The organism is uncultured Roseibium sp. (genome assembly GCF_963675095.2).
Classification (GTDB): domain Bacteria; phylum Pseudomonadota; class Alphaproteobacteria; order Rhizobiales; family Stappiaceae; genus Roseibium.
Map to the genome: position 1 here is coordinate 152,835 of NZ_CAXXSJ010000004.1, position 13,586 is coordinate 166,420.

The 13,586-nt window shown below is 61.7% G+C and carries 13 protein-coding genes and 1 pseudogene; 2 read left to right on the forward strand and 12 right to left on the reverse strand.

The window, feature by feature from the left end:
* Nucleotides 1-4 precede the first annotated feature (4 nt).
* From miaB to dnaK, 12 genes and pseudogenes are all read right to left on the reverse strand, one after another.
* Nucleotides 5-1,474: a tRNA (N6-isopentenyl adenosine(37)-C2)-methylthiotransferase MiaB gene (gene miaB / locus ABIN98_RS02410; RefSeq protein WP_346907064.1), complete on the reverse strand. Its 1,470-nt coding sequence runs from the start codon at nt 1,472-1,474 to the stop codon at nt 5-7.
* 96 nt (nt 1,475-1,570) lie between these two features.
* Nucleotides 1,571-2,437 (reverse strand): lysophospholipid acyltransferase family protein, encoded by an 867-nt coding sequence (locus ABIN98_RS02415; RefSeq protein WP_346907066.1) that lies wholly within the window; start codon nt 2,435-2,437, stop codon nt 1,571-1,573.
* Nucleotides 2,438-2,458: 21 nt separating this feature from the next.
* Complete coding sequence (locus ABIN98_RS02420; RefSeq protein ID WP_346907068.1) at nt 2,459-2,962, reverse strand: GNAT family N-acetyltransferase; 504 nt, start codon at nt 2,960-2,962, stop codon at nt 2,459-2,461.
* Nucleotides 2,959-3,639 (reverse strand): tRNA (adenosine(37)-N6)-threonylcarbamoyltransferase complex dimerization subunit type 1 TsaB, encoded by a 681-nt coding sequence (gene tsaB / locus ABIN98_RS02425; RefSeq protein ID WP_346907070.1) that lies wholly within the window; start codon nt 3,637-3,639, stop codon nt 2,959-2,961. Before tsaB ends, ABIN98_RS02420 begins: the two co-directional genes overlap by 4 nt.
* A gap of 162 nt (nt 3,640-3,801) precedes the next feature.
* Nucleotides 3,802-4,359: a NifU family protein gene (locus ABIN98_RS02430; RefSeq protein WP_346907072.1), complete on the reverse strand. Its 558-nt coding sequence runs from the start codon at nt 4,357-4,359 to the stop codon at nt 3,802-3,804.
* Nucleotides 4,360-4,539: 180 nt separating this feature from the next.
* Entirely contained in the window at nt 4,540-5,034 is a 495-nt protein-coding gene (locus ABIN98_RS02435; RefSeq protein WP_346907074.1) for a universal stress protein, read from the reverse strand.
* Nucleotides 5,035-5,167: 133 nt separating this feature from the next.
* Nucleotides 5,168-6,473, reverse strand: a pseudogene (gene hslU / locus ABIN98_RS02440) (ATP-dependent protease ATPase subunit HslU).
* Nucleotides 6,474-6,562: 89 nt separating this feature from the next.
* Entirely contained in the window at nt 6,563-7,123 is a 561-nt protein-coding gene (hslV, locus tag ABIN98_RS02445; RefSeq protein WP_346907076.1) for an ATP-dependent protease subunit HslV, read from the reverse strand.
* A 114-nt stretch (nt 7,124-7,237) separates the two neighbouring features.
* Complete coding sequence (locus ABIN98_RS02450; RefSeq protein WP_346907078.1) at nt 7,238-7,834, reverse strand: NAD(P)H-dependent oxidoreductase; 597 nt, start codon at nt 7,832-7,834, stop codon at nt 7,238-7,240.
* Between the two features lie 87 nt (nt 7,835-7,921).
* A complete protein-coding gene (locus tag ABIN98_RS02455) occupies nt 7,922-8,569 on the reverse strand; it encodes an rRNA adenine N-6-methyltransferase family protein (RefSeq protein WP_346907079.1) in 648 nt (215 codons plus the stop codon).
* An 83-nt stretch (nt 8,570-8,652) separates the two neighbouring features.
* The gene (gene dnaJ, locus ABIN98_RS02460) at nt 8,653-9,789 is read right to left on the reverse strand and encodes a molecular chaperone DnaJ (RefSeq protein ID WP_346907081.1); all 1,137 of its coding nucleotides are present in this window, start codon (nt 9,787-9,789) and stop codon (nt 8,653-8,655) included.
* A gap of 158 nt (nt 9,790-9,947) precedes the next feature.
* A complete protein-coding gene (dnaK, locus tag ABIN98_RS02465; RefSeq protein WP_346907084.1) occupies nt 9,948-11,873 on the reverse strand; it encodes a molecular chaperone DnaK in 1,926 nt (641 codons plus the stop codon).
* Between the two features lie 263 nt (nt 11,874-12,136).
* Between dnaK and ABIN98_RS02470 the strand changes: the two genes are divergently transcribed.
* Nucleotides 12,137-12,952: a hypothetical protein gene (locus ABIN98_RS02470; protein ID WP_346907085.1), complete on the forward strand. Its 816-nt coding sequence runs from the start codon at nt 12,137-12,139 to the stop codon at nt 12,950-12,952.
* Nucleotides 12,953-12,960: 8 nt separating this feature from the next.
* Nucleotides 12,961-13,584 (forward strand): alpha-ketoglutarate-dependent dioxygenase AlkB, encoded by a 624-nt coding sequence (locus tag ABIN98_RS02475; RefSeq protein WP_346907087.1) that lies wholly within the window; start codon nt 12,961-12,963, stop codon nt 13,582-13,584.
* Nucleotides 13,585-13,586: the final 2 nt, after the last annotated feature.

The window sequence follows — 13,586 nt, forward strand, 5'->3', positions numbered from 1 at the left end:
GCTGTCACGCGTCAAATGCCGCCTCCTTGATGGCGCCTGGACCATTTGATCCGCTTTCATCTTGCCTTTCAATCAGCCGTCCGAACAGCGAATTGGCACCGATCTCGATGATTTCCACCGCTTGTATGCTGCCGATCAGATTTTCCGGCGCGTCGATCTGAACCGCCTGCAGCCAGGGCGACTTGCCGACCAACTGGCCGGGATTGCGGCCCTTGCGCTCCAGAAGCACATCGCAGGTCATGCCGAGCCGAGAGGCGTTAAAGGCTTTTTGCTGCGCGGCGACGAGGTCCTGAAGGGCGGCAAGCCGTGCGCTCTTGACGTCTTCGGGCACCTGATCGTCCATGGTTGCGCCGGGTGTGCCGGGCCGCGAGCTGTATTTGAACGAGAACGCTGAGCCGTATTCGACCCGCCGGATCAGGTCCATCGTGTCCTCGAAGTCCTGGTCTGTTTCGCCCGGGAAACCGACGATGAAATCGCCGGACAGGGCGATATCGGGCGCAACCTCACGAATCCGGTCGATCAGCCGGAAATAATCCTCGCGGGTGTGGCGACGGTTCATCGCCTTCAGGATCCGGTCTGAGCCGGATTGAACCGGCAGATGCAGATAGGGCATCAGGGCTTTCAGGTCCCGGTGCGCCGCGATCAGCTCGTCGTCCATGTCGCGCGGATGACTGGTGGTGTAGCGCAGCCGGTCGAGACCGTCGATCTCCGCCAGCCGGCGCAGCAGCCGGCCGAGGCCCCAGGCCGTTCCTTCGGAGCCTTCACCGTGCCACGCATTGACGTTCTGGCCGAGAAGAGTGATTTCGCGGACACCGGATGCTGCCATCTGCTCCGCTTCCGTGACGATCTGTTCCACAGACCGGGACACCTCGGCACCGCGGGTGTAGGGTACGACACAGAAGGTGCAGAACTTGTCGCAGCCTTCCTGCACGGTCAGGAACGCTGCCGGCGGCCGCTTTTTCACGGGCGCGGCAGCCTGTTCCGACAGGTGCGCGAACTTCGCGTCGATATCGAACTCGGTTTCGACGATCTTTTCGCCGGCACCGGCTTTCGCGAGAAGGCCCGGCAGGCGATGATAGCTCTGCGGGCCGATCACCAGATCGACGATGGGCGCGCGGCGGGCGATTTCCTCGCCTTCCGCCTGAGCGACACAGCCGGCAACGCCAACCATCATGTCCTTGCCCTGGCGCGCGCGTTCTTCCTTGACCTTCCGGATACGGCCAAGCTCGGAATAGACCTTTTCGGCAGCCTTTTCCCGGATGTGGCAGGTGTTCAGGATCACCAGATCGGCGTCTTCCAGATCCTCGGTCGGCTGAAAACCCTCCGGCGCCAGCACGTCGGTCATGCGGTCGCTGTCATAGACGTTCATCTGACAGCCGTAGGTCCGCACGAAGACCTTCCGCTTCCGGTTGGTGCCGGTCTCGTCCCGGGTCGGGGCTTCAACGATTTCAACTTCCGGACGGCTGGGCCGCATAGCTCACACTCTCTGAGATCTTTGGTAGATGGTTAGCGGCCAAACGGACCTCAAGGCCCCGGTATGCACGCATTTTCCGGCGCAAGTTCGGCGCCCTCACTGTTCTGCGCCTGCTTTAACCGGTTTTTCCTCGCTTGAGAATAGGGAAGCGGCCGGGTTTTCGGCAGATTCTTGCCGCCGGTTCTCAGCGCCGGTCAGCGATGCGACGGTCATGGTTCTGACAGCTGCCTCCAGATTGCGGGTCAGCGCCTTGCGGTCGGTCGTTGCATCCACCTCCACGGGCTCGCCCCAGGTCACCACCACATCGAGTGCGCCTTCGGTGAAGACGCCCCAGAGATGACCGGCAAGTTCCATGTCGCCGTACCAGGCGACATGGGGGCGAAACTGTCGGCCCATCGGCAGGCCATGGAGGCTTCTATAGGCGACCGACAGGGGCTGAACCCAGACCTTGCCGTCGTCGCCGAGCGCCCGGGTCGCCGCCCCCAGCAGGGCGGAACGGAACGGCAGCACCGAATTGCCGTCGTTCGAGGTCCCTTCGGCGAAAAGCACCATTGCGTCGCCCTCAGCCATGCGCCGTGCGATTTCATCCGCGGTCCGGCCGGTTTCAGTGCGTCGGGTTCGGTTGACGAACACCGTTCGCTGCAGCTTCGCAAACAAGCCGAACACCGGCCAGCCGGAGACTTCCGACTTGGCAATGAAGGACAGCGGGATCAGAGAGCCGACGACCGTAATATCCACCCAGGAGGCATGGTTCGCCGTGATCAGCAGCGGGCGGTCGGCCGTCGGCTTTCCTTCCTGATGAATGCGAATACCGACCAGGCGGGTCGCGATCACATGCCAGAGATGCGGCAGCTTGCGCTGAACCGGATGGCCGGCCTTCATCGCCAGCCACTGCAGCGGGATCAGGACAAGGGAGACGACCGTCAAAGCAAGGATCGTCAGGACTGCCTTAATCTGGGCCATTGCTCCTGCCTCGATCTTCGGTCATGGGGCAAGCGATTTACGAAGATCCACGCGCATGACAAGCGCGGTGCCATCCCCATCACCGGAACGATAATAGCCCTTGCGCTCGCCGACCTGACGGAACCCGAGGGCCTTGTAAAGCTGGAGGGCCGGCTCGTTGGCGGCGTCGACTTCCAGAAACAGGCTGGCGCAGCGGTCGCCGTAAAGACGGAACATGCCGTCCTTCATCAGTTTCCGGGCAATCCCGCGGCCGCGATACCGCGGATCGACGGCAATGGTAATCACCTCCGCCTCGTCGGCGGCCTGGCGCAGGATCAGAAATCCGAGCGGATTGCGCGTGCCATAGGGGCTTGCCCGGCGGGCGACGCTCACCGAGACGCCCGGCTGCGCCTTCAGGCGCGCCAGCTCCTCCGCATCCCAGTCATGGGCAAAGGACTTCGCATGGATTTCCGCGAGCTTCGGCAGATCTTCATCCAGCGCGTCCTCAACGACAGGCGGTGCCGTCCGGAACCACCAGAAACTCATTGCCTTTCGATCCTTCCCGATTTCGGCGGCGAGGCCTCGGGCGGCCGCAGGTAAAGCGGCACGGGGGTCGCCTGTTTCGGATCGGCCGAGATTCCAAGCCGCGCAACATCCCTGATATCCGGATAGCCGCATTCCGACAAGATCCGTTCCTCGCCGTATCCCGCCGCTTCGGCCACCGCACGGGCCGCCGAACCGGCAAAGGTCACATCGGCTGGAAGGCTGTCCTTAAGATCGGTCAGAGTCCGCACGGCAGGTTCGCCGGCAGGCTCACCATGGCCGTCAAACGTCTGGCAGTAGACTTCCTCGCCTTTTCCCGTCAGCGCCACCAGGATCGACGATCCGGCTTTCGGATCGTTTGCCGCAGCGCAGGCGAGGGCTGCGAGCGTGGTCACACCCACGACCGGCTTTCCGAGAACGAGACCGAAACCGCGCGCAACGGACAGACCGACACGCAATCCGGTAAAACTGCCCGGGCCGGTCGTGACCACCACCCGGTCGAGATCGGTGAACGCGGTGGAGGATTCCGCCATGACCTCACTGATCATATCCATCAGCTTTTCCGCGTGGCCCCGGCCGATTTCCTCGCTGCTGACTTCCAGACACGGGGTCGCAGCACTGTCATCGCAGACGGCAGCGGCACAATTGGCAAGGGCGGTATCGATGGCAAGAACGCGCATGGTCCGTTTCCATTACCCGTGTCCTTCGCACCCGTCCAGATGCGCTTTGGACTTAGCCCGAAGGTCGGGCTTGCAACCTTGAAAGCGCGCCCGGGGCCAGTGCACAAACGAAAAGGCCCGGCGAAGCGCCGGGCCCAACCTCTTCGAACCGAAGAGAATTTTCTAGATCGGGCGGACTTCCTGAACTTCCGGAACGAAATGCTTCAGAAGGTTCTGGATACCGTGCTGGAGGGTCGCGGTGGAAGACGGGCAACCGGCGCAGGCGCCGCGCATGGACAGATAGACCACGCCCTGCTTGAAGCCCTTGAAGGTGATGTCGCCACCATCCTGCGCCACGGCCGGACGGACGCGGGTTTCCAGAAGGTCCTTGATGACGTTCACGGTGTCTTCGTCGGCCTTCTCGAAAAATTCGCCATCTTCAAGGTCTTCGGCCTGACCGGTCGCCATCACCGGTTGGCCGGACATGAACTGTTCCATGATCGCGCCGAGGATGGCGGGTTTCATGTGTTGCCAGTCCGTGTCGTCCTTGGTGACGGTGATGAAATCGTGGCCGAAAAAGATCGCCACCACGCCGGGTACCTGGAACAGCTTTTCCGCAAGCGGAGAAGCCGCCGCGTCGGCGGACGAGCGGAAGTCGTAGGTTCCTTCCGGCAGGACGACCCGCCCAGGCAGGAATTTCAGGGTTGCCGGATTCGGCGTTGCTTCGGTCTGAATAAACATATCGTGTCCCTGCGGCGATACCGCCGCGCCTGTCCTGTTCGCTTCCGTCAGTCCATCGTAAAAATACGATGATAAGTACTAACCCATATGAGCGCACTTTGGAATAATTAAAATGTAGATATACCCGTGACCGGAAATATCAACCCCGCCGGGGCGAACCTTTTTCCTGTCCGGACGGCGTCAGGCCAGCGCCGCGATCGAATCGTCGTCCAGGTTTCCAGGCACGATCGTCACGGGGATCGGGAAGTTTCCGGCAGATTTCCCGGCGATGGACGACACCAGGGGCCCGGGTCCTTCCGAACTCGTCCCGGCTGCCAGAACGAGAATGGCGATGTCCGTGTCAGCCTCGATAAGTTCCAGAACCGCTTCGGCCTTGTTGCCCTCCCGGATGACGGTCTCCGGTTCGATCTTCGCGACGGAGCGTACCCGTTCCGCCGCCTTGGCGAGCGTCGCTTCGGCCTCTTCCGTGGCCTCCGCGCGCATGATGTCCTCAACGCCGAGCCAGTGCTGGAAGTCGCCCGGGGCGACCACGAACAAAAGCGTCACGATCCCGCTCGTCCGCGCCGCCCGTTTGGCGGCATAGACGATCGCGCGGTCGCATTCCGGCGTATCGTCGACCACCACCAGAAACTTCCGGCGGTGACCTTCCTCGTTGCTCTTTCTGATCGCTACCATGCGCGCATGCTGCCATCCGCCGCGCCCGCCTGCAAGCAGGACGATTGGGTCATGAACAGTCCCGCATGGGTCGAGCCTGTGACATGGCGCTGCACCTGTCGGAATGAATCGTGCGGGATCTTTCCAGCGGTGCCTAGAGAATGAATTTCGACAAATCGACGTTCTTCGCCAGTTCGCCGATGTTCTCCCGGACATAGTCCGCCGTGATCTCGACGGTTTCGCCGTCCCGGTCGGGAGCGGTGAAGGAGATTTCGTCCAGGATCCGCTCCATCACCGTCTGCAGGCGGCGAGCCCCGATATTCTCGATGGACGCGTTCAGGTCGACGGCAACCGAGGCAATCTCCTCAATCGCGTCTTCGGTGAAAGACAGGTTGAGGTTTTCCGTCTTCATCAGAGCCACATACTGCTTGATCAGACTTGCTTCCGGCTCGGTCAGGATCGCGCGGAAGTCTTCCTTGGTGAGCGCCCTGAGTTCGACCCGGATCGGCAACCGGCCCTGCAGTTCCGGCAGCAGGTCGGAGGGCTTGGCGACATGGAAGGCGCCGGAGGCTATGAAGAGAATGTGGTCGGTCTTTACCGGTCCGTGTTTGGTGGAAACCACGGTTCCCTCGATCAGCGGCAACAGGTCGCGCTGCACGCCTTCGCGGGAAACATCGGCACCGCCGCGGCCTTCTCGGGCACAGATCTTGTCGATTTCATCGAGGAAGACGATGCCGGAATTTTCCACCAGCGACACGGCTTCCTGGATGATCTTGTCCTCGTCGAGCAGCTTGTCGGATTCCTCATTGATCAGGAAATCATAGGATTCGCTCACAGTCGTCCGTTTGGTCTTGGTCTGACCGCCGAACGCCTTGCCGAGCAGATCGGACACGTTCATCACGCCGACGCTCGCACCCGGCATACCCGGCAGATCGAAGCTCGGCATCTGCGGCTGCGCCCGGACTTCGATCTCGATTTCCTTTTCGTCCATCTCGCCGTCACGCAGCTTCTTACGGAAGCTTTCACGGGTCGCGGGACTGGCGCTGGTTCCTACCAGCGCATCGAGCACCCGCTCTTCGGCCAGAATATGCGCCTTGGCTTTCACCGCCTCACGCTTTTCCGCGCGCACCAGGGCGATGCCGGCTTCCACCAGGTCGCGAATAATCTGTTCCACGTCGCGGCCCACATACCCGACCTCGGTGAATTTCGTCGCCTCCACCTTTGCAAACGGCGCATTGGCGAGCTTTGCCAGCCGGCGGGAAATCTCCGTCTTGCCGACGCCGGTCGGGCCGATCATCAGGATGTTCTTCGGCAGAACCTCTTCACGCATCTCGCCGTCGAGCTGCTGGCGCCGCCAGCGGTTGCGCAGGGCGATCGCCACGGCGCGCTTGGCGGTCTTTCTGGCCAACGATGTAGCGGTCCAGTTCCGAAACGATCTCGCGGGGGGAAAAATCTGTCATGTCTTTACCATCAAATAGGGAATGTCACGTGTGCCGGTCAAAAAACGCCCGGGAGCGATGACGGAAACGCCTTGGCCCCGGCAGCCCGGTCAGGTCTCGCTGTCCAGGGATTCAACAAGCACATTGGAATTTGTGTAGACGCAGATGTCGGCGGCGATCGCCATCGCCTTGCGCGCCACCGTTTCCGCATCGTGTTCGCTGTCTACCAGAGCCCGGGCGGCAGCCAATGCATAGTTGCCACCGGAACCGATGCCCATGACGCCGCCCTCCGGCTCCAAAACATCGCCGGTGCCGGTCAGCACCAGGGATACCTGCTTGTCGGCAACCAGCATCATGGCTTCCAGACGGCGCAGGTACCGGTCGGTGCGCCAGTCCTTGGCCAACTCGACGCAGGCGCGCATGAGCTGACCGGGGTATTGCTCCAGCTTCGCTTCCAGCCGTTCGAACAGGGTGAAGGCATCCGCCGTCGCCCCGGCAAAACCGGCGATCACCTCACCCTTGGCAAGCGGGCGGACCTTTCGGGCGGTGTTCTTGATCACGGTCTGGCCGAGCGAAACCTGGCCGTCGCCGGCAATCACGACCTTGCCTCCCTTGCGGATCATCAGGATCGTGGTGCCATGCCAGGTCGCGGGTTCGCGGCTATCGCTCATGTCTTCCTCATCTGGGCTGGGACCGGCCGAAGTCCGGTCGGACCGGCCGCCTAAACGTCTCTCGTCGAGACCTATGTAATTCGGCCTTCCGGCGATTCCAAGTTAACGGAAGCCTTACGAGGACCTTTGGGACATCTGGAACCGGGTCTGGCGCAACAGGGACTTGACCAGGGTCTCAAGCTGACCGGCCGCACGGTCGTCCGTAAGGTCTCCCTTGGAGTCGAACCCCTGGGCCGCCCGTGCGACGACGGCCATTTGCGGCAACACCATTGCCCCGAGCCCGACTTCCAGGATCGTGCGCATGCCGATCAGTCCGCGCATGCCGCCGAACGCCCCGGGCGAAGCGGCTCCGATCGCGAAAACCGGGGATCTGAAGGCCGCCATGGGTTTCTCGCCCGGATCCTTGACACGGCTGACCCAATCGATGGTGTTCTTCAAAAGCGGCGTGACGCCGGCATTATATTCCGGACAGGCAATGAAGATGCCATCGCTTTCCTGCATCAGACGCTTCAGCTTGCGTGCGTTCTGCGGCACGCCGTCCTGCGCCTCCAGATCGCCGTCATAGATCGGCATCGGATAGTCCTTGAGCGAGAGACGCGTCACTTCCGCATCCGCAAGAGCAAGGTGTTTGCCGACCAGGGCGGCCAGTTTCGCGTTGAGGGACCCGGCACGGGCCGAGCCTGAGAATGTCAGGATCCGGGGTTGGCGCATGTCATCTCCTTTGAAGGCTCCCCTCACAATATGGGAGGGAAATCCGGTCGGTGAAGTTCGAGTGCGCCGTAAGGCCTGCCGCCGCTATCAGTGGATCTTGCGATAGACCCAGACCCGCGCCGGGGGGAGGTTTTTCCAGATCCATTCCGACGGGGTCACGCTTATGGTGCCGCAGGAGGGCCGGACGGGCGGGAAAATTCCATAGGAAAACTGAATGAAAGGCGCCCCCGGCTTCAGAAGCGTCATGGCTTCCTCCAGAAGGGCGAGCCGGGCGGGCTCGGGACGGGTCAGCAGCGGCAGGGACGAGACGATCCCGTCGAGGCCGGCCTTCAACCCGTCGGGGGCCACACCGAAATGGGCCTCGAGTTCCCCTTTCAGCGCATAGGCGTCACCCTGCAGGACATCCAGGCCCGGATAGCGGGAATTCAGAAGCTTGCAGAATTCGGAGCTGTATTCGAGCGCGGTCAGATTCTTGTGGCTGACGCCGCGGTCGAAGATTGCCTTGGTGACGACACCGGTTCCCGGCCCGAGTTCGACATATCGGGCGCCCGGAGCCACGTCGAGATAAGACGCCATCCGAGCGGCCAGTGCCGGCCCGGAGGGAGAAACCGCACCGGTCTTGAGGGGGTTTTCTATCCAGGACTTCAGAAACCGGACTTCGTCGAGCGCCTTGGCCTTCAAGGCACGAACCTTTCGAACCTTCGCTTTCAGGGTATCAGAACCCAAATCCGACATATGCGACAACGAAAGGTCCTCCGGCTCATGGCTGCGAGCACTGTAAAAAGTACATTGGGCCCATTTCAAGGCCATGATCGGTGTCACGCACCGAGATTATCGATGAAGTCCTTGACCTTAGAAAAGAACCCGGCAGATTCCGGGTGATTTTCACCGGAACTTTCCTGTTCGAATTCTGCCAGCAGCTCCCGCTGACGCTTGGTCAGATTGGTCGGCGTCTCGACCGTGACCTGAATGTACATGTCCCCATGCTGGCTGGAACGCATGACCGGCATGCCCTTGCCGCGCAGGCGGAACTGCTTGCCGGCCTGGGTGCCTTCGGGAACCTTCACGCGGCTGGTCGAGCCGTCAACGGTGGGAACATCGAACTGCCCGCCGAGCGTCGCCGTCGTCATGGAAATCGGCACGCGGCAATACAGATCGGCACCATCCCGCTGGAACAGGTCGTGCGGTTTCAGCGACAGGAAAATATAAAGATCGCCGGCCGGCCCGCCGCGGAGGCCTGCCTCGCCTTCGCCGGCAAGGCGAATGCGCGTGCCGTCCTCGATCCCGGCCGGGATGTTGACGGAGAGCGTCCGTTCCTGGGTGGTGCGCCCGGCACCGCCACAATCGGAACACGGATCGGAGATCACCTGGCCTCGTCCCTGACAGGAAGGGCAGGTGCGTTCCAGCGTGAAGAAGCCCTGGGCCGCGCGGACCCGTCCGGCTCCGCCGCAGGTCCGACAGGCTGTCGGGCTGCTGCCCGGCTTGGCGCCGGAGCCCGAACAGGCTTCACAAGTCACGCTGGTCGGAACCTCGACTTCCACCGTCTTGCCGCTGAAGGCTTCTTCGAGACTGATTTCGAGGTTGTAACGCAGGTCCGCCCCGCGCTCCCGACCGCCGCCGCCGCCACGCCGGCCGCCGCCGCCCATGCCGAAGAATTCCTCGAAGATATCCGACATGGTGGAGTGGAAATCGGCGCCATGCCCGGCACCGCCACCGCCAAATCCGCCGTTTTCGAACGCGGCATGGCCGAACCGGTCATAGGCGGCCCGCTTCTGGTCATCCTTCAGCGTGTCATAGGCTTCGTTCACTTCCTTGAAGCTGGCTTCCGCGGCCGCATCGCCCGGATTGCGGTCGGGATGGTATTTCATCGCCATCTTCCGATAGGCGCTTTTCAGCGCCTTTTCGTCCGCATCGCGCGAAACACCCAGAACTTCGTAGAAATCGCGTTTGGCCATCAAGAATACTCAGTCTTGCCGTGCCTATGGCGGCTCGCTGTCATCCGTACATCCCTACAGCAAACCTTCGGCTGCGGGCTACAAATAGTTTCAAGGATCGGAGAATAAACAAACGGCCTGCGGGCAAACTCCGCCCGCAGACCGCAATTTTATTCGGCTTAGGCCGACTTCTGGTCTTTCTGGTCGTCGTCCTTGACTTCCTCGAAGTCCGCATCGACGACGTCCTCGTCCTTGGCTGCCGCTTCTTCGCCGCCTTCGGCAGCGTCGGCACCTTCAGCCTGGGACGCCTGATACATGGCTTCGCCGAGCTTCATGGACACTTCGGCCAGAGCCTGGGTCTTGGCCTGGATATCCTCCAGAGCCTCGCCTTCGAGCGCGGTCTTCAAAGCGGCCAGAGCCTCTTCGATGGCGGACTTGTCTTCCGCGCTGACCTTGTCGCCGTAGTCCTTCAGCGACTTTTCGGTGGAGTGGACCAGGGATTCGCCCTGGTTCCGGGCTTCCACCAGTTCCTTGCGCTTCTTGTCCTCGTCCGCATGGGCTTCGGCGTCCTTGACCATCTGCTCGATGTCGGCGTCGCTGAGACCACCGGAAGCCTGGATGCGGATCTGCTGCTCCTTGCCGGTGCCCTTGTCCTTGGCCGACACGTTGACGATGCCGTTGGCGTCGATGTCGAAGGCGACTTCGATCTGCGGCACGCCGCGCGGTGCCGGCGGCAGGCCGACCAGGTCGAACTGACCGAGGACCTTGTTGTCCGCAGCCATTTCACGCTCACCCTGGAAGACGCGGATGGTCACGGCCGTCTGATTGTCTTCAGCGGTGGAGAACACCTGGCTCTTCTTGGTCGGGATCGTCGTGTTACGGTCGATCAGACGGGTGAAGACACCGCCGAGGGTTTCGATACCCAGCGACAGCGGGGTCACGTCGAGCAGCAGAACGTCCTTGACGTCACCCTGCAGAACACCGGCCTGGATGGCAGCACCCATGGCGACCACTTCGTCCGGGTTCACGCCCTTGTGCGGCTCCTTGCCGAAGAAGTTCTGAACGGTTTCCTGGATCTTCGGCATACGGGTCATGCCGCCGACGAGAACCACTTCGTCGATCTGACCGGCGGAAAGACCTGCGTCCTTCAGGGCCGCCTTGCACGGCTCGATGGTGCGCTTGACCAGTTCGTCGACCAGCGATTCGAATTTTGCGCGGGTGAGCTTCAGGGTCAGGTGCTTCGGACCGGAGGCATCCGCGGTGATGAACGGCAGGTTGACTTCCGTCTGGGTGGAGGAAGACAGTTCGATCTTGGCCTTTTCGGCAGCTTCCTTCAGACGCTGCAGAGCGAGCTTGTCCTGCTTCAGATCGATGCCCTGGTCCTTCTTGAATTCGGAGGCCAGGTAGTCGACGAGGACCATGTCGAAGTCTTCACCGCCGAGGAAGGTGTCGCCGTTGGTGGACTTCACTTCGAAGACGCCATCGCCGATTTCCAGGACGGACACGTCGAAGGTACCGCCGCCAAGGTCGTAAACGGCGATCGTCTTGCCGTCGTTCTTGTCAAGACCGTAGGCGAGCGCGGCTGCCGTCGGCTCGTTGATGATACGCAGGACTTCGAGACCCGCGATCTTGCCGGCGTCCTTGGTGGCCTGACGCTGGGCGTCGTTGAAGTAGGCCGGAACGGTGATGACCGCCTGGGTTACCTTTTCGCCGAGGTAGGATTCGGCGGTTTCCTTCATCTTCTGAAGAATGAAGGCGGAAACCTGGGACGGGGAATACTTCTCGCCGCTGGCTTCGACCCACGCATCGCCATTGTCTGCCTTGACGATGTTGAAGGGAACCAGAGCCTTGTCCTTGTCGACGGTCGGGTCGTCATAGCGACGGCCGATCAGGCGCTTGACTGCGAACAGCGTGTTGGTGGGGTTGGTGACTGCCTGGCGCTTGGCCGGCTGGCCGACGAGACGTTCGCCGTCGTCGGAAAATGCCACCATCGAAGGCGTGGTACGTGCGCCTTCCGCATTCTCGATGACTTTTGCATTCTTGCCGTCCATGACGGCGACGCACGAATTGGTCGTGCCGAGGTCGATACCAATGACCTTTGCCATAACTTGCCTCTCTTTCTAGCAAACCGAAAAGACCCGTAGCGGCATCCCCTCGGTTCCTTCTCACAAGATATCCGGAAGTCACATCCGGACGTCGCGCAGAGCGCGTTGATCGCTATATAGGTGGATGAACTTGCTGCCGCAAGACACCTGGGTGCAGCGTTTCGCTGTCAGCCATTTTAATGACCGACAATTCTTCCAGGAACGTTACCATTGACAGGATTTCACAGGCTAAGGTGTTTTCTCACCTGTTAGAGGAGAGATCCATGCGGGATCCGCAGCTTTGGGAACGCATTTCAAACTGTCATCCGGACGACCTGGACGCCCCGTTCCCGTTTTCGAAGCGGCTTGCCCGCGACAACGGCTGGAGCCATGGGTTCGCCCAGCGCGTGATCCTCGAATATCAACGCTTTGCCTATCTGTGCCGTCTTGGAGACGGCCTGGCAACGCCGAGTGACGAGGTCGATCAGGCCTGGCACCTGCACATGATCTATACAAAGCACTATTGGGGTCCTTTCACACAGGCTCTTGGAGGCCCTCTGCACCACATGCCGACCAAGGGCGGACCGGATCAGGCGGACCTGTTCAAGGCGGCCTATGAAAAGACGCTTCAACTCTACCGGCAGGAGTTCGGCGAACCGCCGGAAGACATCTGGCCACCGGCCGACATCCGCTTCGGAAGGGCTCCGCATTTCAAACGGGTCAACACCAGGGACGTCTGGATCCTGCCCAGACCGGGCCTGCCGGTCTTTCTCAGGCAGATCTTCAGGAAAACGGAACGAATTCCGGCCGGCATCCATGCCCTTTTCCTTGCGCTCATTCTTCCAATCGCCGGTGCCGGCGTGGCGCTGGCCCATGGATCGCCACACGGCGATACCGTTCTTGAAAAACTGCGCAACATGGTCTTGCACTGGGCTACGGAACACACGGAGGCGTTCCTGATCGCGCTCTTCGCCCTGATCGTCATCGGCATCGCGCTCCTGAAGAAGGCTACGGCCAAATCCGGATCCGGCTCGGGCTGCGGCGGTTCGGGCTGCGGCAGCGATGGCGGATCGGGTTGCAGCGGCTGCGGTGGCGACTAAAAAGACCCATGCAGGAAATCACGCTTCCCGGCCTGTCAGGCTTTCGATATCTGCCCGGCTATTTCGACAGAGCCCGGCAGGAAGACCTCGTCGAGACCATCCGGAAGATTCTGACCGAGGCGCCCCTGTTCCAGCCGGTCATGCCCCGCACCGGAAAACCGTTTTCCGTGCGCATGAGCAATTGCGGACCTCTCGGCTGGGTGTCCGACATCAACGGCTACCGTTATCAGGCAACGCACCCGGTCACGAGCAGGCCCTGGCCACCGATGCCGCAGATGCTCACCGAGCTGTGGCAGACCGTCGCGCCGGACTGTCCGCCCGTGGAAGCCTGCCTGATCAACTTTTACGCTCCGGAGGCGAAGATGGGCCTGCATCAGGACCGGGACGAGGACACCTTCGACGCGCCGGTCGTATCCGTTTCACTTGGCGACACCGCGACCTTCCGCATCGGCGGCACCAGCCGCAAGGGCCCGACGACGTCCATGCGCCTTGCCTCCGGCGACGTGGTCGTGCTCGGCGGCGAGGCGCGGCTTGCCTATCACGGCATCGACCGGATCCTGAAAGGCTCCTCGACGCTGCTCAAGAACGGCGGACGGATCAATCTGACGCTGAGGCGGGTGACGAAGGGGTGAGA